The following is a 21,721-nucleotide window of genomic DNA, read 5'->3' as shown; positions in this document are numbered from 1 at the left end:
ACCTCGATGGAGAGGAACGCATGCGTTCACGTAATCACCCCACGAGCGGCCGGCGAAGACTGGCTGTCGGTGCCGCCGTCACCACCGTCGCCGCCCTCATCGCTCAACCGGGCACGCTCACCGCACCGGCCGACGCCCACGGGAAACCGTCCGCCGCGCCCCGTCTGGAATCACGCGACGTACCGATCCTGACCAAGGACGGCGTCCGCTTCCGCGACCTGAACCGCGACGGCCGCCTCACCCCCTACGAGGACTGGCGCCTGAGCGCCACCGCGCGCGCCCGCGACCTGCTGTCCCGGATGACCCTGGAGGAGAAGGCGGGACTCCTCGTCCACGGCACCCTCCCCACCTCCGGCGACGGCTACGACGCGGCCGCGACGGCCCAACTGGTCGGCGACCGCCACGTCACCACCGCCATCACCCGCCTGTCGAAGTCGCCGGAGAAGGTCGCCGCGGCCAACAACAGCGTGCAGGCGATCGCCGAGAAACAACGCCTCGGCATCCCCGCCGTGATCTCCACCGACCCGCGCAACGGGTTCTCCGTGGTCGAGGGCCAGACCGTCGCGGGCGCCGGCACGACGGCCATGCCCGACGCCATCGGCATCGCCGCCGCCCACGACACACGCCTCACCGAGCGGCTCGGTGACATCATCCGCCGCGAGTACCGGGCCGTCGGCATCACCGAAGGCCTGTCGCCGCAGGCCGACATCGCCACCGAACCCCGCTGGACTCGCATCAACGGCACCTTCGGCTCGGACCCCGACACCGCGGGCCGCCAAGTGAACGCCTACGTCAAGGGAATGCAGCACGGCGCCCACGGCCTCGGCCCGGACAGTACGGCCACCGTCACCAAACACTGGGTGGGCTACGGCGCCCAGACGAACGGCTACGACAGCCACTACCACTACGGCCGCTACGCCACGTTCCCCGGCAAGAACTTCGCCGACCACATCACGCCGTTCAAGGGCGCGTTCGCCGCGCACACCTCCGGCGTCATGCCCACGTACTCCATCCTCAAGGACCTCACGTACAAGGGCCACAAGCTGGACCAGGTGGGCGCGGGCTTCAACTCGTACCTCCTGAAGGACCTTCTGCGAGGCACCTACAAGTTCGACGGGGTCATCGTCTCGGACTGGGGCATCACCGGCGACTGCCCGCAGCAGTGCCGCGACACCCGGCCCCCGGCGTCCTTCGTCGGTCCGTGGGGCGTCGGCATGCCCTGGGGCGTGGAGGACCAGTCGGTCCTCCAGCGCACGGCGCTCACCCTGAACGCGGGCGTCGACCAGATCGGCGGCAGCGACCAACCCTCCTACGTCGTCCAGGCCGTACGGCAGAAGCTGGTCGGCGAGCAGCGGGTGAACGAGGCCGCCCGGCGCGTGCTGGAGCAGAAGTTCCGCCTCGGCCTGTTCGAGAACCCGTACGTGGACGAGGAAGTGGCCGGCCGCCTGGTCGGCAACGCCGGTTTCCAGGCAGTGGGCGACAAGGCGCAGTCCGACTCCCTGACCCTCCTGAAGAACAACGACCGCACCCTGCCCGCGCGCAGCGACCAGGTCCGCACCGTCTACCTGCACGGTGTCTCGGCCGACGAGGCCGAGGCGCGCGGCCTGAAGGTGGTGGACGACCCGGCCGACGCCGACCTGGCGGTGGTACGCCTCGCGGATCCGAGGGCCGGCTCCGACCTCACGGGCCTGGACTTCCCCGCCACCGACCCCGACTACCAGGCCCTGCGCAAGGCCTCGGCCTCCGGCACCCCGACGGTCGCCGTCCCCAAACTGGACCGCCCACTGGTCCTGACGGGCGTCACCCGCGCCGCCGACGCGGTCGTCGCCAACTTCGGCGTCTCCGACGCGGTACTCCTCGACACGGTCTTCGGCGAACGCACCCCGAAGGGCAGGCTCCCCTTCGAGCTGCCGTCGTCGATGAAGGAGGTGGAGACACAACAGGGCGACGTACCTGATGACACGACGCATCCGCTGTACGAGCGGGGGTTCGGCCTCACCTACCGGTGACTAGGCTCGCCCCATGGAGATTCGACCCGTGGAGATTCGTGGCATCGACCCCCGGGACACCACCTGGGAACAGGACCACGCGAACTACCGCGTCTACTTCTGGGACCGCTCGACCACCACCTCGTACGAGTACGAGCTCCTCGGTGACGTCGATGTCGATGAAGTCCTGGCCTGGGCCGAGGAGTACGCGACCGCGCGCGGATGGGCCCGCACCGTGTACGCCGTCACCATGGACGGCGACCGGCGCGGCCTCATCCGGCTCGCCGGAGTCCTCGGGGATCCGTTCGCCCAGTAGCTCGGCTCAGTGGTTCCGGCGCGAGTCGGCACTCAAGACCGGGTCGAGACCGCGCGCCGCGCCAGTGCCCGCGGTACCAGCTGCGCCCCCACCGTGGGGAAGGCCCCCAGGCGCAGCCGCCCCCGGTCGCCGCGGGCCAGGCTGCGCACCTCGGCCTCGAAGTCGTCGACCCGGGTCAGGAGGGACCCCGCCACCAGCCCCACCCGCTCGGCGGCATGTGTCGGCCGCAGGCTGCGCGGCCCACGCTCGAAGAGCCGCACGCCCAGGCCGCGTTCGAGGGCGGCCACCTGCTGTGACACCGCCGACGTGGTGTACCCGAGCCGCTTCCCCGCGGCGCTGAGCGATCCGGTCTCCAGCACGGCCTGGAAGGTCTGCAGATGTACGAGGTTGAGCATGCCGTCCTCCTTGCCGGGCGACGTGCGCGTGATGTGCGGGTGGTGTGCCGCCCGCACGCCGCGGTGCGCAACATCATGCACTGCGTGTTCCCGACGGGATCCGGGCCGGGGTGCGCCGACACGTACGGATCGGCGTACTGCCCGCATGTTCTAGGCTTTCGGCCTGGAGTGTCGTCGGAGCGAGGGGTCTTTCGTGCGTGAGCCGCGGTACGTGGTCATTGCGGATGACCTGATGTCCCGGGTGTCGGCGGGTGAGTGGCCGGTGGGCGAGCTGCTGCCGACGGAGCCGGAGCTGGCGGCGGCGTACAAGGTGTCGCGGGAGACACTGCGGCGGGCGTTGCAGCGCCTGGAGGCGCGCGGCCTGATCTCCCGTCACCCGGGGACGGGGACGCGAGTGGAGCGGGCGCGGCCCGCGGCCGCGTTCACGGCTCATCTGGGCAGCCTCCAGGAGCTGACCCAGTACGGCGAGTCTGCCGTGCGCAGTGTGCTGTCCGTCGACGCGGTCGCGGTCGAGGCGGAGCTGGCGGCGGCGACAGGGCTGCCGGAGGGCGCCGAGCGGGTGTGCGTCACCTCCGTGCGCCGCGACCCGGAGCACGGCGACCGGGTCATCTCATGGGCCCAGGTCTATCTGGAGTCCGCGGACGCGGAGGCGATCAAAGGGGACCTCGGCGAGGAGTCCCTGCTGATCTCCGATCTCGTCGAGGCGCGCGCGGGCCGGACGGTGGAGCGCGTGGTGCAGAAGATCCGTGCGGTGGGTGTTCCGCCCGAGGCGGCGCGGCAGTTGGGCGTGGTGCCGGGGAGCCCCGGCATGCAGTTCATCCGCCGCTACTACGACGCCGCGGGCCGGCTCTTCGAGGTCAGCGTCAGTACGCACGCACCCGACACCTTCGTCTACGAGACGACGTTGCAGCGCAGTTGATGCCGGACGGACGTCCGTTTCCGCGGCACGCCTGGGCCATTGCTGCTCACCATGCGCGATTCCACCACTCCATTCGGTAGTTGGTCACGACCATCCCTTGACAGGTGTGCGCTCGTGAGATTCCTTGTCTAGACACAACTCATGTCTAGACAAGGATGTATGCACATGAGGTCCACCGAAGACCTGCTCGCAGCCGAGCCCCCACCCGCGGCGGCACGACGGAAGCGCTGGTACCGAGGGATCGGGGCGCAGGTCGCCGTCGCCATGGTGCTGGGCGTGGTCGTCGGGTTCGCCTTCCCGGCCTTCGCCGTCGACCTGAAGATCGTGGGGGATCTGTTCCTGTCCCTGGTCAAGGCGGGTGTGGCCCCTCTCGTCTTTCTCACCGTGGTGATGGGGATCGCCTCGGCGGGGGACCTGAAGAAGGCCAGCCGCATCGGACTGCTCGCCCTTGTCTACTTCGAGGTCGTCTCGACGATCGCGCTGCTGCTCGGACTCGTCGCCGCGAACGTGCTCAGCGTGGGCGAGGGGGCCAGTACGCACGCGTCCGGCGCGGCCCAGGACATGCCCGCGGGCGAGAGCGAGCACGGTTTCACCGCGTTCCTGAAGGACATCGTCCCCGACAACTTCATCGGCGCGTTCTCCTCGGGCCAACTCCTCCAAGTCGTCGTGCTGGCCGTCCTGTTCGGCGCGGGCCTGATGATGCTCAAGCCGCACATGCAGGCGCAGGTGAACAAGGGGCTCGAGGTCATCTCGGAGACGTTCTTCGCGTTCGTCAACGTCATCATGAAGCTGGCGCCCATCGGCGCGTTCGGTGCCATCGCCTACTCGGTGGGGGCCAACGGCACCGGCATGCTCCTCGCCCTGGCCGAACTGGTCCTGCAGTACTGGGTGGTTGTCGCTCTCTTCATCGGTGGTGTGCTGGGCCTCGTCTGCCTCCTCGCCGGCTTCAACATCGTGCGCATCCTGCAGTACGTCCGCGTCGAGATGACGCTCGTCCTGGGCACCGCGTCCTCCGAGGCCGCCCTGCCGGGCCTGCTGAAGAAGCTCACCCGGATCGGCTGCTCCAAGCAGAGCGTCGGACTCGTCGTGCCGACCGGATACGCGTTCAATCTCGACGGCACCTCGATCTACATGGCCATTTGCAGCATGTTCGTCGCCAACGCGTACGGCATCGACATGAGCATCGGCCAGCAGGCCGGCCTCATGCTGATCATGCTGCTCACCTCCAAGGGCGCCGCAACCGTCTCCGGCGGCACCTTCGTGGTGTTCGCCTCCACCGTCGCGGCCACCGGCTATCTGCCCGTCGAGGGCGTGGCCGTCCTCTTCGGTGTCTACCGTCTGATGTCCATGGCCACGGCCTTCTGCAACACCTTCGGCAACGTCGTCGCCACCTTCGTCATCGCCAAGTGGTGCAAGGAGATGGACACCGACAAGGTCAACGCCGCACTGGCCGACCCCAAGGCGTTCCTCGCCCGCACCGAACCCGAACTCGACGACCTCCCCACCGACACACCCGCAACCGACCGGGTCGACGACGCCCCTTCGGACACCCCCGTTGTCTCCCCCTCCCTGACCAGCAGCACGAAGAAGTGAGAACCACCATGAGCTCCACCGTCTACGACTCCCTGCTCTTCCGGGACATGTTCGGCACCCCCGCCATGCGCGCCGTGTTCGCGGACACCGCCTACGTGCAGCGGATCATCGACACCGAGACCGCGCTGGCCCGTGTCCAGGCCAAGGTCGGAGTCATCCCCGACGCCGCCGCGCAGGACATCACCCGCAAGGCCAACTTCGAGGACCTGGACCTGGAACGGCTGCGCACCGAGACGGAGATCGTCGGCTATCCCGTGCTGCCGGTCGTCAAGCAGGTCGGCGACCAGTGCGGCGACGCCGGGCGCTACCTGCACTGGGGTGCCACCACGCAGGACATCATGGACACCGCCGTGATGCTCCAGTGCAAGGAGGGTGTCTCCCTCCTCCAGGAGCAACTCGACAGCGTACGCACCGCCCTTCGGGAACTCGCCGCCGAGCACGAGGACACGGTCACGGCAGGTCGCACCCACCTTCAGCACGCTCTCCCCGTCACCTTCGGTTTCCGCTGCGCAGTGTGGCTCTCCGCCCTCGACCGACACGCCGAGCGGCTCGAACAGGCCCGTGAGCGCGCCCTGATGGTGCAGTTCGGCGGTGCGGCCGGCACCCTCGCCTCCCTGGGCGACGGACCCGAGGGGCTACAGGTTCGCGCCGCCCTCGCGGCCGAGCTCGGTCTGAAGGACCCGTCCATCACCTGGCATGTGGCGCGGGACGGGCTCGTCGAGCTCGTGTCGCTGTTCGCGGCGGTCGGCGGCACGCTCGGCAAGATCGCGTGGGACGTCATGATGATGTGCTCCTCGGAGTTCGGGGAGCTCGCCGAGCCGTTCGTGCCCGGCCGCGGGGCCAGCTCGACCATGCCGCAGAAGCGCAACCCCATCTCCAGCGAGCTGATGTTCGCCGCGGCCAAGCTGCTGCGGGACAAGTCCTCGACCATGCTGGACGCGATGATGCAGGACTTCGAACGCGCCACCGGCCCCTGGCACCTGGAGTGGGCGACGGTCCCCGAGGCCTTCCTGCTGGTCGCGAGCTCCCTCCACCAGGCGCACTTCATGCTCACCGGCCTTGAGGTCAAGGCCGACAAGATGCTCCAGAACACCCACCTGACCGGCGGACTCATCGTCGCCGAGGCGGTCATGATGGACGTCGCCCCCGTCCTGGGCCGCAACCAGGCGCACGAGGTCGTCTACGACGCCTGCCGCACCGCGATCGAGCAGGGCACCACGCTCCAGTCCCAACTCCTCGCCAACGACGACCTCGTCGGCCACCTCGGCGCCGCCCGCATCGAGGAACTCTGCGACCCCGCCCGCTACCTCGGCAGTGCCCGGGCCATGACCCGCGACGTGGTGGCATCGAGCGGCTGACGGGGGGCCGGCCGGCCGGGAAGGCGGCCAACCGCAGATCAGCCCCCGACGACCATCCAGCCAAGCACCGGCGTCGACTGCAGATACACCAGCACACACGTCAGAAGCAGGAACCCGAGGCTCCAGCCGATGACGCGGCGGAGGATCTCGCCCTCCTTGCCGACCATGCCGATCGCGGCCGCGCCGACCGCGAGGTTCTGTGGCGAGATCATCTTGCCCATCACGCCACCGGCGGTGTTCGCCGCGCCGAGCAGGATGGGGGAGGTGTCGATCTGGGCCGCGGCGGTGGCCTGGAGCTGGCCGAACATCGCGTTCGCCCCGGCATCGGTGCCGGTGACGAACACACCGAACCAGCCGACGACCGGGGCGAGGAACGCGAACAGGCCGCCGGTCGCCGCGAGGGCCGTGCCGAGGGTGACGATCATGCCCGAGTAGTTCATGAGGAACGACAGCGCGAAGACGCACAGAATGGTGAAGATGGCCCATCCGAACTGCCGCAGCACGCCCCGGTAGGCCGCCACCGCGCGTACGGGGTGCACTCTGAGTACGGCCATGGTCAGCAGGCCCGAGATGAACAGCAACGTACCTGTGGCGCTCCCGTAGTTGAGCACGTAGTCGGTGACGACCGGCGCGCCCTGCGCGTTCACGACATCGAGTCCGGGCCAGGCGAACGTGACGGTAAGACCGTCGAGGAACTCCTTGGCCGCGGGTATCTGCGCGATCGAGAACAGCGCGACGACGATGAGGTACGGGGCGAAGGACCGCCAGCGCTCGCCCGTGGTGATGGCGAGGTCGGCCGCCGATGTGTCGCCGGGGCCTTCGCGGAAGGAGACGGGGTGCTTCGGGCGCCACACCCGGCTGAGCACCACGATGGCGAGGGTCGCGACGAGCGCGGCGAAGATGTCGGTCAGCTGGTACGCGAAGTGGTTCGACAGCAGGTACTGCGCGGCGCCGAACGACACACCTCCGGTCAGCGCGGCGGGCCACGCGCCCCGGATGCCGCGCCGTCCGTCGACGATGAGCAGCAGGACGAACGGAACGAGCAGCGACAGGATCGATGTCTGGCGCCCCGTCATCGCGGCGAACGCCTCCGGCGAGATCGTCCCGCCGCCCGGCAGTTGCACGGTGCGGGCCAGGATCGTGATCGGATTCCCCATGCCGCCGAACGCCACCGGGGCGGTGTCGGCGACCAGGGCCGCCGCGACCGCCTTGAGCGGGTTCAGGCCGAGCGAGATGAGCATGACCGCGCAGATCGCGACCGGAGCGCCCCCTCCCGCGAGGGCTTCCAGAAGGGCGCCGAAGGCGAACGCGATGATGATCGTCGCGATCCGCAGGTCGTCCGACAGACGGGCGAAGGTCTTGCGGAGTACCTCGAAGTGACCTGTGGTGACGGTCAAGTTGTGGATCCAGATGGCATTGAACGTCAGCCACAGGATCGACAGCACCGCCTGGGCCATGCCGTCGAGGCCCGCGGACATCGCCTGCACCGGCGGCATGCTCCAGACCAGCCAGGCCAGTGCGAATCCGACGACGAGGGTGGTCAGCGACGCCCAGTGTGCCTTCCAGCGCAGCCCGGCGAGCAGGACGAGCAGGACGATCAGAGGGGTGATCGCTACCAGGCTGGAGAGGAGCAGATTCCCTGCCGGTTCCAGTGGCTGGTGAAACATCTGGCGTTCTCCGATCACCGGGCGCATAGATCAAGTTCCGTCCGGCGGAACCTAGTTCCGCCCGTGAAGGATTGACAAGAGGTGCGTCACAACTCGCACTCCTGTCACTGCGCAGAGCACACGCAGAGCACACGCAGCGCACACGCAGCGCCCAAGTGCCATGATGTTGATCGAAGTTGGCGGGGGAGTTGATCGACGCAGGGGGTCGGATGGCGGGCGAGAACGCGACATCCGCGAGCGACAAGACGCTCGCCGTGCTGTCCGCCGCCCTGACGCATGCGCGGTTCACCGACGTGCTGGCCGCGACCGGCCTTCCGAAGGCCACCGTGCACCGGATCGCCGGCACCCTCGTCGCACACGGATACGTGACTCTGGGCGACGACGGCCGCTACCTGCCAGGACCCGCGGCGTTGCGGCTGGCCGGGGCGGCCCTCGAACGGGTCGACATCTCCACCGTGTCCGCGCCGACGATCACGCGGCTGGTCGAGGACACCGGATGCGCCGTGCACATCGGGGTCCTCAGCGGCGAAGAGGTCATCTACGTGGCCCGCCGGGAGTCCGACAAGCCCTACCGCATGCCGTCGCGCATCGGGAAGGCGATCCACCTGCACAGCACCGCCATCGGCAAGGCGATCCTCGCCGACCTGCCGACCGGAGCGCTCGAACGGCTCGTCGCCCGGACCGGGTTGGTGGCGAGGACCCCGAACACCATCACCGACCCGGTCGTGCTCGCGGATGAAGTCGCGGCGGTGCGGCGCGCCGGATACGCGATCGACGACGAGGAGAACGAACCGGGCATCCGCTGCGTCGGCGCCGCGATCCGCGACCACACCGGACTGGTCACCTACGGGATCAGCCTCTCGACGCTGGCGCTCGAACACACGAAGAGCCAGGTCGAGGCGATGGCCCCGCTGGCGATCGCCGCGGCGCGGGACATCTCGGCCGGCCTCGGACACCGGAACACCTGCCCGTAGCCCGCTTCCTGAACCGCTTCGCGCTTCCTCGGCGCGGTCGTGAGGTGCGTCCCAGGTGTCCCGGGACGCTCAAGGCCGGCAACTTCACGATGTGCACGACTCGTTGACGAATCCTGCTTCCTGGGCCACGCTTTTCGTTGCCGCATCGATCCGGCTCGCACGAATCCGTGCCTACTCGGCGCTTGAACGACGGAATGCACCGGTGCGCACGATCTGCGCAACGGTGGACGTCGCCTGATCCAACCGGTCCGCACGGACGCCTCGGCGACGTGCCCGTCGATGCCGCGACGTACAAGTTCTGAGAGGCACTTGATGTCTACAACAGCCCCCGTGACCGCCGCGACCTGGCTGCACGGACAGAACATCGGCTGGTCCTTCCAGCACCTGGAGGAGATCTTCCCGGTCGCCACCGTCTCCCGCGGCGGCGGAACGGTCGCCGACCTCCCCTGCGCCCCCGTCGACGTGGCCGATGTCGAGGTTCCGCTCGGTGACGGCGCGGCGAGCAGCGTCGCCGAAGTCATCGCGTCCACCGACACCGACGCGTGGCTGGTGCTGCACCAGGGGCGCATCGTCGCCGAGGAGTACACGGGCGCGATGGGGCCCGCCACCCGGCACCTGCTCATGTCGGTCAGCAAGTCCGTGGTGGCGACGGTCGTCGGCGCGCTCGTCGATCGTGGTGTGCTGGACCTCGCGTCGAGGGTCGGTGACCAGGTGCCCGAGCTGGCCTCAAGTGGGTACGCGGACGCGCGCGTTCGTGACCTGCTGGACATGCGCAGCGGCGTCGGGTTCAACGAGGACTACGTCGACCCGCGCTCCGACATCCGACAGCTCGACATCGCCGCCGGCTGGGCCCCGCGCCGCCACGAGGACGATGCCCGCACACTCAAGGCGTTTCTCGCGACGCTGCGTCAAGAGCGCCCGCACGGTGGGTCGTTCGCCTACCGGAGCGCCGAGACCGATGTACTGGGCTGGGTGTGCGAGGCCGCCGCAGGACGGTCGTTTCCCGAGCTGGCCTCCGAGCTGCTGTGGTCGCGCCTGGGCGCCGAACACGACGCCGTCATCGCGGTCGACGACGAAGGCACCGGGCTGTTCGACGGCGGCATCTGCGCCACGCCCCGCGACCTGGCGCGCTTCGGCGCGACCATCCTCGCGGGCGGAGTCACCCCCAGGGGCGAACGCGTCCTCTCCGAGGCCTGGGTCGAGGACGTGTTCAGGGGCGGGCAGGACAGCGCCGAGGCCTTCGCGTCCGGTGCCGACGACCGCGGAATGCCGGGCGGCCACTACCGGAGCAAGTTCTGGGTCCCCGGCACCACCTCCGGCCTCGCGCTGTGCCTGGGGATCCACGGCCAGTTCGTCTGGATCGACCGCGATCGCGACGTGGTCGGCGTCAAGCTGTCGAGCTGGCCCGACCCCCTCGATGAGACCAAGCACCACGCGACGACGCGGATGTTCGACGCCGTCGCGACCCACCTGTGCGACCGGGCCCGCCCTTGATGACCGCTGCCCGCGGCGCCCGTCGCCTCCCGGACCGGGGCAGCCGCCCCTGTTCCGCCGCCCGCCCATGAAGTCGGCCGCCGCACACCGGCCGTGCGAAGGGACTCGCCCGTGACCACTGATCAGCTCTACCTCAACGCCCGCGTCTTCACCGCCGACGACCGTCCGTGGGCCGACGCCCTGGTCGTCCGCGGAGAGCGACTGCTGTACGTCGGAGACACCCGGACCGCCGCGCGGCTGTCACCGCGGGCCGAGCGGATCGACCTGGACGGCCGGCTCGTCGTGCCCGGCTTCGTCGACGGGCACGCCCATGTCCTCATGACCGGCGAGGCACTTGAGCAGGTCGATCTGTGGGGCGCCGAGTCGGTCGAAGAGATTCAGGAACGGGTCTCCGCATGGCTCAGGGCCCATCCCGATGCCCCGCGCGTCCTCGCCACCGGGTGGCCTCACCAGGCGATACCCGGTGGTGTGCCCGACCGGAGCATGCTCGACGCCGTCGTCGTCGACCGCCCGGTCTACGCCACGGCCTACGACTACCACTCGGTGTGGCTGAACACCGCCGCGCTCGACGAGGTGGGCATCACCGCCGACACACCGAACCCCCTCGGCGGCACGATCGCCCGCGACGGCGAGGGGCAGGCCACCGGGTACGTCGACGAGACGGCCTTCCATTCGATCGTCGGTGTCTTCCTGGAGGGGCTGCGGGACGACGCCTCCCGCGACGCGAGCCTCGCCATCGTGCAGGAGGCGTACCGGGAGACGGGCGTGACCACCGCCTGCGACATGGGGTTCGACGAGCCCGACCTGGCGGCGTTCCGGCGCGCGGAGGAGGCCGACACGCTGACCAGCAGGCTGGTCGCCTACTGGCGGGTGAACAACACCGGTGACCGCGAGGCGAACCTCGCCCAGGTGCGCCGGGCGGCCGCGCTCGCCGCCGAGGCCGACTCCCCCTGGCTCCGCGTCGTCGGCATCAAGGTGATCATCGACGGGACCATCGACGGCTGCACCGCCACCCTCGGCGCCCCGTACGCCGACGGGTCGAGCGCCGCGCCGATCTGGCCGCTCACCGACCTCGCCCCCGTCGTCGAGGCCGCCGACGCCGCCGGGCTCAAGGTGGCGATGCACGCGATCGGTGACGAGGCGGTGCGGATCGCGATCGACGCCGTCGAGCACACCGTGGCCGCGAACGGTCCGTCCCGCCGCCGGCACCGCATCGAGCACCTCGAACTCGTCGACCGCGCCGACGTCGACCGGCTCGCCGCGCTCGGCATCACCGCGAGCATGCAGCCCGTCCACGCCGACCCGGCCATCGCGAAGAACTGGCGGGCCAAGCTCGGCGACGACCGGATCGAGCGCGGATTCCCCTGGCCGTGGATCACCGCGGCCGGGGCCACCCTCGCCTTCGGCACCGACTCGCCGACGTCCCCGCACGCCCCGCTGCCGAACATGTACGTCGCCGCGACGCGCCACTCGGCGCTCGACGCCCGCGCGGGAACGAACCTCGTCGACTTCGCGGTGCCGCTGGAGGACGCGCTCGTCCACGCCACCCGCGATGCCGCCTGGACCTGCGGCGCGGAGGACGAGATCGGACGCCTGGCCGCCGGGTGCTTCGCCGACTTCCTCGTCCTGGACACCGACGTACTCGCCGCGGATCCAAAGGAGTTGCTCACCGCGCGCGTCGACCGCACGGTGCTGAGCGGGCGCACCGTCCACCGAGCGGACGCCGACGCATGAGCACGCTCACGCCCCGCGACGGGCGCGACCCCGTGGAGGGGAGCGGGCCCGCGCCCGCGGTCGTGCGGGGTCCCGCACCGGCCGGCCAGGTCATCCGCTTCGTCGCGATGCGCCTCGGCGGACTGCTGCTGACGATGTTCGTCGCCTCCGTCGTGGTGTTCTCCGCGCTCCACCTGGCACCCGGCAGCGTCATCAGCTTCCTCACCAAGGGACGCTCCGTCTCCGACGAGGCCCTCGCCGAACTCAACGCCCAGTACCACCTCGACCAGCCGGTGATCGTGCAGTACGTCCTGTGGCTGCGCGACGCCGGCACCGGCGACCTCGGGCATTCGATCGTCTACAACCTGCCCGTCTCCTCGATCCTCGGCAGCAGGATCCCGGCCACCGTGACCCTGCTCGTGATGGCGGCCGTCCTCGTCCTCGTGATCGGCCTGGGCCTCGGGATCGTGGCCGGGCTGAAACCCAACGCGCTCACCCGGCTCGCGATGACCGGCGCGACGATCTCGATGGCCGTGCCCGTGTTCGTCGCCGCCGCGGTGCTCACCCTGGTCTTCGCCGTCGGCCTCGGCTGGTTCCCGGTCTTCGGCACCGGCACCGGATTCTGGGACACGCTCTATCACAACGTGCTCCCGGCGGTGTCGCTCGCGCTCGCCTCGATCGCCTTCGTCGGGCGGCTCTCGCAGACCGCGATCCGCACCGAACTCGCCTCCGACCACGTGAACACCGCCATCAGCCGCGGCCTTCCCCACCGCCTGGTGATGTCCCGCCACGTAGTGCGCAACGCGGCGATCCCGATGCTCACCGTCGCCGGACTCTCCATCGCCGGGCTGCTGGCAGGCAGCGTCATCGTCGAACAGGTCTTCCAGCTCAACGGGTTGGGCACCCTGCTGGTCAACGCCGTGCAGCAGAAGGACTTCCCGGTGGTCCAGGCCGTCAGCCTGGTCTACGTCGCCGCCTTCATCGTCCTCAACACCCTCATCGACGTCACCTACACCCTGCTCGATCCGCGGGTGTCCATGAACGGAGACCGGTCATGACGGCGACGACCCTCACCCCTGCCGCCCCGGCGCGCCGCCGCGGCATCCACCGCCGACTCGGGACCGGGGGCACCATCAGCGCGCTGATCCTCACCTTCGTGGTGCTCGTCGCCGTCCTCGGCCCGCTCCTGGTCGGCCCGCAGGCCAACCAGCTGAACCTGTCCGACGCCTACGCCGCACCGAGCTCGCAGTACTGGCTCGGCCAGGACTCCAGCGGCCGCGACATCTTCGGCCGCCTCGTCCTCGGGGCGCGGACCTCGCTGATCGGGCCGATCACCGTCGTCCTGATCGCCACCCTGCTCGGCACCGTCCTGGCGCTGACGGCGGTGTGGTTCCGCGGCTGGGTGGACGGCCTCATCGTCCGGGTGCTCGACGCGATCTTCGCCTTCCCCGGCCTGCTCCTCGCGATCCTCGCCACCGCGCTGTTCGGGGCCGGACTGAGCGCGGCCGTGGTCGCCCTGGCCATCGCCTACACGCCCTATATCGCCCGCATCATCCGCAGCGCCGCACTGCAGGAGAGGAACCTGCCCTACATCGCCGCCCTCCAGGTTCAAGGGGTGCGCGGGCTCTGGGTCTGCCTGCGCCACCTCCTGCCCAACATCTCCTCGCACATCCTCGCCAACGGCACGCTCGCCTTCGGCCTCGTGCTCATCGACCTCTCCGGACTCTCCTTCATCGGCCTCGGCGTCCAGCCGCCGACGCCGGACTGGGGCGCCATGGTCGGCGACGGCATGCCGGGGATCTTCCAGGCGTACCCGGCCGAGTCCCTCGCCGCGGGAGCCGCCATCGTCGTCACCGTCGCCGCGGCCAGCATCCTGGGCGATCGACTCATCGAGAGCGCGGAGGACGCCTCATGAGATCCCTGCTGGAGGTCGAGAACCTCACCGTGTCCCTCCCGGTGGAGGGCGCGTACCGGCGCGTGCTCACCGACGTCTCCTTCGAGCTGGCCGCCGGGCGCACCCTCGGCCTGGTCGGTGAGTCCGGCTCGGGCAAGTCGATGACCGTACGGGCCATCAACCGGCTGCTGCCGCCCGGCGCGCACACCAGCGGCCGGATCGGCTTCGACGGCGGCGACGTGCTCGACCTGCGGGCCGAGGCGCTGCGCCGCTACCGCGCCGACGACGTCGCGATGATCTTCCAGGACGCCCGTGCGGCCATCAACCCGGTGCGCCGCATCGGCGACTTCCTCACGGAGGCCCTCGTCCTCACCAAGGGCGCCTCCCGCGCCGCCGCCCGCGACACGGCCGCGGGACTGCTCGCCGCGGTCGGCATCCCCGACGCCGAGCGACGCATGCGCCAGTACCCCCACGAGCTCTCCGGCGGGCTGCTGCAACGGGTGATGATCGCCGCGGCCGTGGCGGGCCGGCCACGCCTCGTCCTCGCCGACGAACCCACCACCGCCCTCGACGTCACCACCCAGGCCGAGGTCATCGGCATCCTGCGCCGCATGCAGCAGGAGCACCGGATGGCCGTCCTGTTCATCACCCACGACCTCGAACTCGCCGCGGCGATCTGCGACGAGACCATCGTGCTCTACGCGGGCGAGGTCATGGAGCGCACCGCTTCGGCGAGCCTGCACACCCAGCCGCTGCACCCCTACACCGCCGCGCTGGTCGGCGCCCGCCCCGACGTCACCGCCAAGAAGGACCGGCTGCTCGCGGTACCGGGCCACCCGACGAGCGCCTACGAAGCACCGAGCGGATGTTCCTTCGCCCCGCGCTGCCGCTTCGCCGCCGCCGCATGCACGAACGAGCACCCGCCGCTGCGGCCCCGGGGAGACGGGCTCAGCCGGTGCCTGCGGATCGCCGAGATCGCGCCGGACCTCGCGGGACCGGGCGCCGCCCACGAGAGGGAGGCGGAACAACGATGAGCGAACCGATCGTCGAACTGTCCGCGCTGACCAAGGTCTTCGGGCGCGGCCGGCACGCCGCCACCGCCGTGGACGGGGTGTCCCTCACCCTCGGCCGCGGCGAATCCCTGGGCATCGTCGGGGAGTCGGGCTCGGGCAAGTCCACGACCGCCAAGATGGTGATCGGCCTGGAGCGGCCGAGCGCCGGACGGATCGTCGTCGAAGGACACGACTGGACCCGGCCCGCCCGCCGGGTCGCCGAACGGCGCCGACGGGGACGGACCGTACAGATCGTCTTCCAGGACCCCTACACCTCCCTGGACCGGCGACAGACCGTCGCGGACTGCCTTGCCGAGGTCGTCCGGCTGCACTTCGGCTCGACCCGCGCCGAGACCGCGCGCCGGGTGGGGGAGCTCGCCGACCTGGTCGGGCTCGACGCCAGGCAGCTCGCCGCGCGCCCCCGCGCCCTGTCCGGCGGGCAGCGCCAACGCGTCGCCATCGCCCGCGCGCTCGCCGCCGAACCCGGCGTCGTGATCCTCGACGAGGCGGTCTCCGCGCTCGACATGTCGATCCAGGCCCAGATCCTCAACCTGCTCGACGACATCCGCCGGGACTCCGGGGTGAGTTACCTGTTCATCACCCACGACCTCGCCGTGGTCCGGCAGGTCACCGACTCCGTCATCGTCATGCGGCACGGCCGGATCGTCGAACAGGGCGCGACCGCCGCGGTGCTCGACGCGCCCCGGGACCCGTACACCCGCCTGCTCCGCGACAGCGTGCCGCGTCCCGGCTGGGACCCGAGCGCCGTGCCCGCCCGAGGGGGAACCCAGTGACCACACCGACACACGCCCGACGGACGACGCCACGGTGGCGCGGGCGCACCGCAACCGCGCTGGTGGCGCTGCTGGTCGGCATGTTGGCGCTCGCCGGATGCGGCGGCGACGGCGCGCGCGATCTCGGCACCCTCGCTCAGCACAAGGTGGACTTCACGCCCGAGCCGACCGGCGCGCTCGACTCGATCGTGTGGAACGTCTTCCAGGGCGAACCGCAGACCATCGACCCGTTCCGCTCGGCCGACTACACGCCCAACATGATCAACTCGAATCTGTGCGAGAACCTTCTCGTCCAGCGCCCCGGGCAGGAGGAGATCGAACCCAACCTCGCCTCGCGCTTCTCCAACCCCGACCCGCGGACCTGGGTGTACACCCTCCGCAAGGACGTCACCTTCTGGGACGGGTCCCCGATGACCGCCGAGGACGTCGCCTTCAGCCTCCATCAGCAACTGACCGACGCGAAGAGCTTCAACCACTATCTCTTCGCGAGCGTCGACTCGGTCGAGATCACCGGGAAGCACGAGGTCACCGTCCACCTGAAGAAGCCGGACTACATGTTCAACTCCGAACTGGCGAACTTCGCCGGGGTGGTCGTGCAGAAAAAGTTCTACCAGGAGCACAAGAAGACCTTCGGTTCGGCGGACACCGGAGTGATGTGCACCGGGCCGTACAAATTCGTCGACTGGGAACAGGCCCAGAAGATCCGGGTCGAGCGGTACGACGGCTACTGGAACAAGCGCCTGCGGCCCAAGGTGCGCCGGATCGACTTCACCTTCCTCACCGACGAATCGTCGATCACGGCGGCGCTCATGTCGGGCGAGATCGACGGCACGTACCAGCCACCGGTATCGGCATTGGCGCAGCTCAACGCAGGCGACGCGGGCAAGTTGGCGATCGGCCCCGCGCCGGTCATGACGACGGCCGTGTACGCGGACCCGAAGGGCCCGATGTCCGACAAGGGCATGCGGCGGGCCCTGCAGCTCGCCATCGACTGGAAGGGGATCGGCAAGACCGTCTTCGCGACGACGGCCGAGCCGGGGAAGATCGCCATGCCGGAGGCCGTATGGGGGCTGGCCCACAAGGAGCTCTCGAAGTACACCGCGCCTCTGCCGAAGGTCGCGGAGCCGGACTACGCGGCAGCCAAGAAGATCCTGACCCAGGTGCCCGAACGGGTCCGCGATCAGGAGATCACCTTCGTGGTGCCGGACTCGCCCACCACCAAGAGCTTCGGACTCGCCTACAAGGACGCCGCCGACCGGATCGGGCTCAACTTCCATCTGCTCGTCGTGCCGACCACCGGGTACACGAACTATCTCTACGACCCCGAGACCAGGAAGGGGATCGACCTGCTCTACACCGAGTTCTGGCCCAACGTGAACGACCCGGTCGACTGGATCCAGACCACCGCGGTGACCGGGGCGCTGTTCAACCAGTACGGCTACGACGGGGTCGACAAGCTGTACGCCAAGGCCATCGGCAGCGCCGACAAGGCCGAACGGGCCAAGCTCGTCGTCGAGATGGAGAAGAAGATCCACGGTGGGCTCATGCCGATGATGCCCGGCGTCGAGGCCTCCACCGTCGTGTTCCAGAACAACCGCCTGACCGGCGCTCCGGCGGCATTCGGATACGTCTACTACCCGTGGGCGGCGCACCTCGGAGGGACGGGGGAGAAGTAGGCCGACGCACGCGGGCCGTCAGGTGGCCTTGTGCGGTGTCGAGGGTGTGCGCGGAGCGGAACGGCTCCCGAGGGGTTGCTCGTTCAGCTGGCACAGAACGAGGGCGAGGTCGTCGGTCAGCGGGCCGTCCGCGTGCGCCGTCACCCGGTCGTAGAGCGCGTCGAGGGCGTCGGAGGGAGCCGGCGCGGCCAGTGCGTCGCCGACCTGGTCGAGCAGCGGGAAGACGGTGCCGTTGGCGTCCCGGGCCTCGGTCAGGCCGTCCGTGTAGAACAGCAGCCGATCGCCGTTCTGCAGGAACACGCGGTGCGGCCGGGGCGTGGGGTGCAGGCCCAGGGGGAGCGCGCACTCGGGCGGTTCCAGCAGCCTGATCTGCTTTCCCAGCCGTACGGGGGCGGGGTGCCCGCAGTTGACGAGACGGACCTCACCGGGAGCGAACTCGGCGAAGATGGCGGTGACGAAGTCCTCCGGCCCCAGGTCCGGGGAGATGCGCGCGTCCAGCGCCTCGGCCAGGTCGCCGAGTGCGGGCGTGAGGTAGGCCAGATCCCGGAAGGCCCCGATGGTCGCCGCGGCGGTTCCCAGGGCGTCCAGGCCGTGGCCGCGCACGTCTCCGATGAGCAGACGTGCCCCGTACGGCGTGTGCACGATGTCGTACAGGTCCCCACCCGTTGATGAACCCGGTATGGGGCAGTGATGCCGGGTACGGACGGTGACTCCGCCGAACTGCACGGACACCGGCCGCAGAAGCGCCCTCTGGGACACGCGCGCCACCTCTGTGGTCCGCGCCAGCGCCAGCGCCACGGCCGTGTGCCGGGCGGCATTGCGGACGGCGAGCGCGCTGCCCGCCAGCAGGGCCAGGAACTGCGCCGCGAAGTCGGGTGGTGCGACGCGCTGGTGTGTGGCGGCCGCGCCGAGCGCGAGGACCAGCGACCAGGCGGCGACCGCCGCCGTGCGCCGCGTCCCCAGGTGGGCGCAGACGAGCAAGGGGCCGATGAGCAGAGCGACGGCTCCTGGTGTCCAGCCGTCGGCCATGGTGTCGAGCGCGGCGACAAGGGCGCTGCCCACCACCGCCGCGGTCAGCGCGAGTCGGTTCCCCGTGAGCCGACGGGACACCGCCACCCGCCACCCCCTGCTCATGGCCATGAACCGCTCCTTGCCTCCCCCGGACACCCACGACAGCGGACGGTAACTATTCCCCACCACGTCCCTGAACTGGGCTGATTGATCGAACCGCGGTGGAAGATGGCCGGGAGTGGCCAGGTGCTACGACCACGTGCACACCCCGGCGGAAGAACCGGTCAGCTCATGGCATCCCGGGTTCTGGACGGTGCCGACGGAGGAGACTCGGGTGCGATCGGTGATCGTCGGCGGGCGGTCCGGAACACCGGAGCAGCGGGTGGGGGAGGGGCTCTATGGAAAGCTCTCGTCAGGATGAGGCGGCGGGCAATCTGCCGCTCGAAACGACCGGATTCGTCGGGCGCGGAAGTGAACTGGACGCTCTGGCGCGGGTGTTGACAAGCGATCGGCTGGTGACGCTGACCGGGCCGGGCGGCGTGGGCAAGAGCCGTCTGGCGCGACGGGCCGGAGCCGAGGCACGGGCCGCGTTCCCCGACGGGGTGTGGCTCGTCGAGCTCTACCCCCTCACAGGGGCGGAGTCGCTCGCGCTCGCCGTGTATGAAGTGCTCCGGTTGGTCGACCAGTCCACCCGGCCCGCGGCCGAGGTGGTGACGGAATGGCTGGCCGACAAGCGGCTGCTGCTGATCCTCGACTGCTGCGAGCACCTCGCCGCCGGCTGCGCGGACTTCACGCAGACTCTGTTGGCGCGGGCCCCCGGGGTGCACGTGCTGGCCACCAGCAGGAGGCCCTTGCGGGCGCCGGGCGAGTGGGTGGTGCCCGTATCCCCGCTGTCGGTCACCGCGGCGGGAGAGCGCCCCGGTGCGGCGCCCGCCGACGCGGAGACGCTGTTCACGCAGCGCGCCACCGAAGCCGCTCCCGGGAAGCCCCTCGCCGAGCGGGACGGCACCGTGGTCGCCGAGATCTGCGCACGTCTGGACGGCATCCCCCTGGCCGTCGAGCTGGCCGCCGCCCGCCTGCCCGACATGCCCCTGGACGAACTCCGCCGCCGCCTGCACACCCGCTTCGAGGTGCTGACCAGACAGAACGACGCAGCGATCGCCGGGCGCGGGCAGGGGGACGCACGGCACCAGGCGCTGCGGACCACGGTCGGCTGGAGCCACGAGCTGTGCACGCCACTGGAGCGGCTGCTGTGGGCGCGCACTTCGGCGTTCGTCGGCGGCTTCGAGCCGGAGGCGGCGCAGTGGGTCTGCGCCGGAGGACCGCTCGGCAGCGGACAGGTGCCCGCGCTGCTCGACCGTCTCGTCGACCAGTCCGTCTTCCAGCGCACGGAAACGCCTCATGGGCCCCGCTATTCGATGCTGGACACGATCCGCGAGTACGGCCGGGACTGGCTGGCCCGGCTCGGAGAGGAGCAGCCGGTACGCGAACGCCATCGGGACCACTACCGCCGGCTCGCCAGGACTGGTGACCGCGAGTGGGTCGGCCCCGATCAGGTCGCCTGGTACGCGCGTCTCACCGCCGAACACGCCAACCTGCGGGCGGCGCTCGAAAGCTGCCTCGCCGACCCGGACCCGCTGCCGGCGCTGGAGATGGCGAGCGACCTGTGGTTCTTCTGGACCGGGTGCGGCTTCCTGCGTGAGGGGCGCGGCTATCTGGACCGGGCCCTCGCCGAGGAGCGCAAGCCACCCGAGGGGCCCGAGCTCTTCCGGGCGTTGTGGGCCTGCGGCCATGTGGCCAACATGCAGGGCGACTTCGAGGTCTCCGTCGAGCTGGAGAACCGGTCCGCACTGCTGGCGGACCGGCTCGCCGCCCCGGTGGCAGTGGATGCCCTGTGCTACATCCGGGGCATCCGATTGTTGATGACAGGCGACCCGGCCGGGACCCTGGACGTGTGCGCCTCATCGGTATCCCGCCCACCGGCCGGGGGCGGCGCCCTCGCCGTCTGGTTGCTGACGCGCGCCATCAGCTCGTACGCGCATCTCCAGTTGGGCGAGATCGAACAGGCAGTGTCCGCCGCCGACCTCATGTGTGAGGAGAGTGAGCGCCACGGCGACCGATGGGCGCGAGGCCACGCCCTCTACTTCCTCGCGGTGGCCGCGATGGCCAAGGGAGATCAGGCGGCGGCTCTTCGGTACGGCCGCGATTCACTGGACCTCAAGTGGCAATTGCGTGACACCTTCGGGGCCGCGGCCGGTCTCGACGTCCTGGCCACCATCCTCGTCGCGTCCGCCCCGGAGAGCGCCGCCGGGCTGCTCGGCACGGCCGACAGGGTCTGGCTCTCCATCGGACGGGACCGGGCCGGAGTGAAGGAGTTCCTCACAACCCGCCAGGCCTGCGAACACCGGCTCCGCGAGACCCTCGGCGACGCCCCGTACGAGACGGCCTATCGCACGGGAGCAGAGGCCGGCGCCGAGGACGGCATCGGCTACGCCCTGAGCCTGGAGTGAGCCGGCCACCGGACCGCTGGGTATGGGTTTGTCTCATGGAAGACCTGACGAACTCTGGGTAAGGGTTGTACGTTCGGTTGCGGCGGTCGCGGATGCGTCGCCACGGCCCCCTGTCCCCGGGCCCCTTTGTGCAGACCATGGGCCGCTGGGGCCGCATCGCCGACCTTGGGCGGCTCCAGCTCACGCCCTGTCACGCGCTGAGCGGAGCGGCCTCCCGCACTCTCCGCCCCGTGCAGGGCGTCTGCGTGGGGGAGGGAAGGGGAGCTTCCCTCCCCCACGCCCGGCGGCATCCGGCCGGATGGTTCTGCCCGGCGGCAGTCGCCACGGTTCCCATGCCCGAAATGTGTTCACGTACGCGCCCGCGTTG

17 protein-coding genes are annotated in these 21,721 nt (G+C 70.3%); 14 read left to right on the top strand and 3 right to left on the bottom strand.

The window, feature by feature from the left end; translation table 11 throughout:
- Positions 1 to 20: 20 nt before the first annotated feature.
- Complete coding sequence (locus tag OKJ99_RS25025; protein WP_326019690.1) at positions 21 to 2,009, top strand: glycoside hydrolase family 3 protein; 1,989 nt, start codon at positions 21 to 23, stop codon at positions 2,007 to 2,009.
- Between the two features lie 13 nt (positions 2,010 to 2,022).
- Positions 2,023 to 2,304, top strand: coding sequence for a hypothetical protein (locus OKJ99_RS25020; RefSeq protein WP_326019688.1), 282 nt, complete (start codon positions 2,023 to 2,025; stop codon positions 2,302 to 2,304).
- Positions 2,305 to 2,336: 32 nt separating this feature from the next.
- On the opposite strand, the gene OKJ99_RS25015 is transcribed toward OKJ99_RS25020, so the two are convergent.
- Positions 2,337 to 2,699 (bottom strand): LysR family transcriptional regulator, encoded by a 363-nt coding sequence (locus OKJ99_RS25015; RefSeq protein ID WP_326019686.1) that lies wholly within the window; start codon positions 2,697 to 2,699, stop codon positions 2,337 to 2,339.
- Positions 2,700 to 2,892: 193 nt separating this feature from the next.
- Here OKJ99_RS25015 and OKJ99_RS25010 point away from each other — a divergent pair, with 193 nt between their 5' ends.
- The 3 genes from OKJ99_RS25010 to OKJ99_RS25000 all read left to right on the top strand — a co-directional run bounded on the left by OKJ99_RS25010 (position 2,893) and on the right by OKJ99_RS25000 (position 6,569).
- Positions 2,893 to 3,618: a GntR family transcriptional regulator gene (locus OKJ99_RS25010; RefSeq protein ID WP_326019684.1), complete on the top strand. Its 726-nt coding sequence runs from the start codon at positions 2,893 to 2,895 to the stop codon at positions 3,616 to 3,618.
- Between the two features lie 165 nt (positions 3,619 to 3,783).
- The gene (locus OKJ99_RS25005) at positions 3,784 to 5,211 is read left to right on the top strand and encodes a cation:dicarboxylate symporter family transporter (RefSeq protein ID WP_326019682.1); all 1,428 of its coding nucleotides are present in this window, start codon (positions 3,784 to 3,786) and stop codon (positions 5,209 to 5,211) included.
- A gap of 8 nt (positions 5,212 to 5,219) precedes the next feature.
- Positions 5,220 to 6,569, top strand: coding sequence for a class-II fumarase/aspartase family protein (locus OKJ99_RS25000; protein ID WP_326019680.1), 1,350 nt, complete (start codon positions 5,220 to 5,222; stop codon positions 6,567 to 6,569).
- 38 nt (positions 6,570 to 6,607) lie between these two features.
- On the opposite strand, the gene OKJ99_RS24995 is transcribed toward OKJ99_RS25000, so the two are convergent.
- Complete coding sequence (locus OKJ99_RS24995) at positions 6,608 to 8,236, bottom strand: L-lactate permease (RefSeq protein WP_326019678.1); 1,629 nt, start codon at positions 8,234 to 8,236, stop codon at positions 6,608 to 6,610.
- Positions 8,237 to 8,445: 209 nt separating this feature from the next.
- On the opposite strand from OKJ99_RS24995, the gene OKJ99_RS24990 reads away from it, so the two are divergent.
- The 8 genes from OKJ99_RS24990 to OKJ99_RS24955 all read left to right on the top strand — a co-directional run bounded on the left by OKJ99_RS24990 (position 8,446) and on the right by OKJ99_RS24955 (position 17,833).
- On the top strand, positions 8,446 to 9,210 hold the full coding sequence (locus OKJ99_RS24990; protein WP_326019676.1) for an IclR family transcriptional regulator: 765 nt from the start codon (positions 8,446 to 8,448) through the stop codon (positions 9,208 to 9,210).
- A 330-nt stretch (positions 9,211 to 9,540) separates the two neighbouring features.
- On the top strand, positions 9,541 to 10,704 hold the full coding sequence (locus OKJ99_RS24985; protein WP_326019674.1) for a serine hydrolase domain-containing protein: 1,164 nt from the start codon (positions 9,541 to 9,543) through the stop codon (positions 10,702 to 10,704).
- Positions 10,705 to 10,815: 111 nt separating this feature from the next.
- Complete coding sequence (locus OKJ99_RS24980; RefSeq protein WP_326019672.1) at positions 10,816 to 12,438, top strand: amidohydrolase; 1,623 nt, start codon at positions 10,816 to 10,818, stop codon at positions 12,436 to 12,438.
- Entirely contained in the window at positions 12,435 to 13,475 is a 1,041-nt protein-coding gene (locus OKJ99_RS24975) for an ABC transporter permease (RefSeq protein WP_326019670.1), read from the top strand. The genes OKJ99_RS24980 and OKJ99_RS24975 overlap by 4 nt, the downstream gene beginning before the upstream one ends.
- Positions 13,472 to 14,332 (top strand): ABC transporter permease, encoded by an 861-nt coding sequence (locus OKJ99_RS24970; RefSeq protein ID WP_326019668.1) that lies wholly within the window; start codon positions 13,472 to 13,474, stop codon positions 14,330 to 14,332. The genes OKJ99_RS24975 and OKJ99_RS24970 overlap by 4 nt, the downstream gene beginning before the upstream one ends.
- On the top strand, positions 14,329 to 15,345 hold the full coding sequence (locus OKJ99_RS24965; RefSeq protein WP_326019666.1) for an ABC transporter ATP-binding protein: 1,017 nt from the start codon (positions 14,329 to 14,331) through the stop codon (positions 15,343 to 15,345). The genes OKJ99_RS24970 and OKJ99_RS24965 overlap by 4 nt, the downstream gene beginning before the upstream one ends.
- Positions 15,342 to 16,157 carry an ABC transporter ATP-binding protein gene (locus tag OKJ99_RS24960; protein WP_326019664.1) on the top strand — a complete coding sequence of 272 codons (816 nt, stop codon included), beginning with the start codon at positions 15,342 to 15,344 and terminating at the stop codon, positions 16,155 to 16,157. The genes OKJ99_RS24965 and OKJ99_RS24960 overlap by 4 nt, the downstream gene beginning before the upstream one ends.
- Positions 16,154 to 17,833: an ABC transporter substrate-binding protein gene (locus OKJ99_RS24955; protein WP_326019662.1), complete on the top strand. Its 1,680-nt coding sequence runs from the start codon at positions 16,154 to 16,156 to the stop codon at positions 17,831 to 17,833. Before OKJ99_RS24960 ends, OKJ99_RS24955 begins: the two co-directional genes overlap by 4 nt.
- Positions 17,834 to 17,851: 18 nt before the next feature.
- Here OKJ99_RS24955 and OKJ99_RS24950 read toward each other — a convergent pair whose 3' ends face one another.
- Positions 17,852 to 18,973, bottom strand: a complete 1,122-nt coding sequence (locus tag OKJ99_RS24950; RefSeq protein ID WP_326019660.1) for a PP2C family protein-serine/threonine phosphatase — start codon at positions 18,971 to 18,973, stop codon at positions 17,852 to 17,854.
- A gap of 269 nt (positions 18,974 to 19,242) precedes the next feature.
- Here OKJ99_RS24950 and OKJ99_RS24945 point away from each other — a divergent pair, with 269 nt between their 5' ends.
- Positions 19,243 to 21,354 (top strand): ATP-binding protein, encoded by a 2,112-nt coding sequence (locus tag OKJ99_RS24945; RefSeq protein WP_326019658.1) that lies wholly within the window; start codon positions 19,243 to 19,245, stop codon positions 21,352 to 21,354.
- Positions 21,355 to 21,721: the final 367 nt, after the last annotated feature.

Source organism: Streptomyces endophyticus (assembly GCF_035798155.1).
In the GTDB taxonomy this organism is placed as follows: Bacteria; Actinomycetota; Actinomycetes; order Streptomycetales; family Streptomycetaceae; genus Streptomyces; species Streptomyces endophyticus.
Note: the sequence above shows the minus strand (reverse complement) of the source record. Positions and strands in the feature narration are given on the sequence as shown.

Bases quoted from the DNA above. Each gene is read 5' to 3' on its own strand.
- OKJ99_RS25025 (WP_326019690.1), top strand. From the start codon at position 21: ATGCGTTCACGTAATCACCCCACGAGCGGCCGGCGAAGACTGGCTGTC.
- OKJ99_RS25020 (WP_326019688.1), top strand. From the start codon at position 2,023: ATGGAGATTCGACCCGTGGAGATTCGTGGCATCGACCCCCGGGACACC.
- OKJ99_RS25015 (WP_326019686.1), bottom strand. From the start codon at position 2,699: ATGCTCAACCTCGTACATCTGCAGACCTTCCAGGCCGTGCTGGAGACC.
- OKJ99_RS25005 (WP_326019682.1), top strand. From the start codon at position 3,784: ATGAGGTCCACCGAAGACCTGCTCGCAGCCGAGCCCCCACCCGCGGCG.
- OKJ99_RS25000 (WP_326019680.1), top strand. From the start codon at position 5,220: ATGAGCTCCACCGTCTACGACTCCCTGCTCTTCCGGGACATGTTCGGC.
- OKJ99_RS24995 (WP_326019678.1), bottom strand. From the start codon at position 8,236: ATGTTTCACCAGCCACTGGAACCGGCAGGGAATCTGCTCCTCTCCAGC.
- OKJ99_RS24990 (WP_326019676.1), top strand. From the start codon at position 8,446: ATGGCGGGCGAGAACGCGACATCCGCGAGCGACAAGACGCTCGCCGTG.
- OKJ99_RS24975 (WP_326019670.1), top strand. From the start codon at position 12,435: ATGAGCACGCTCACGCCCCGCGACGGGCGCGACCCCGTGGAGGGGAGC.
- OKJ99_RS24970 (WP_326019668.1), top strand. From the start codon at position 13,472: ATGACGGCGACGACCCTCACCCCTGCCGCCCCGGCGCGCCGCCGCGGC.
- OKJ99_RS24965 (WP_326019666.1), top strand. From the start codon at position 14,329: ATGAGATCCCTGCTGGAGGTCGAGAACCTCACCGTGTCCCTCCCGGTG.
- OKJ99_RS24960 (WP_326019664.1), top strand. From the start codon at position 15,342: ATGAGCGAACCGATCGTCGAACTGTCCGCGCTGACCAAGGTCTTCGGG.
- OKJ99_RS24950 (WP_326019660.1), bottom strand. From the start codon at position 18,973: ATGGCCATGAGCAGGGGGTGGCGGGTGGCGGTGTCCCGTCGGCTCACG.
- OKJ99_RS24945 (WP_326019658.1), top strand. From the start codon at position 19,243: ATGGAAAGCTCTCGTCAGGATGAGGCGGCGGGCAATCTGCCGCTCGAA.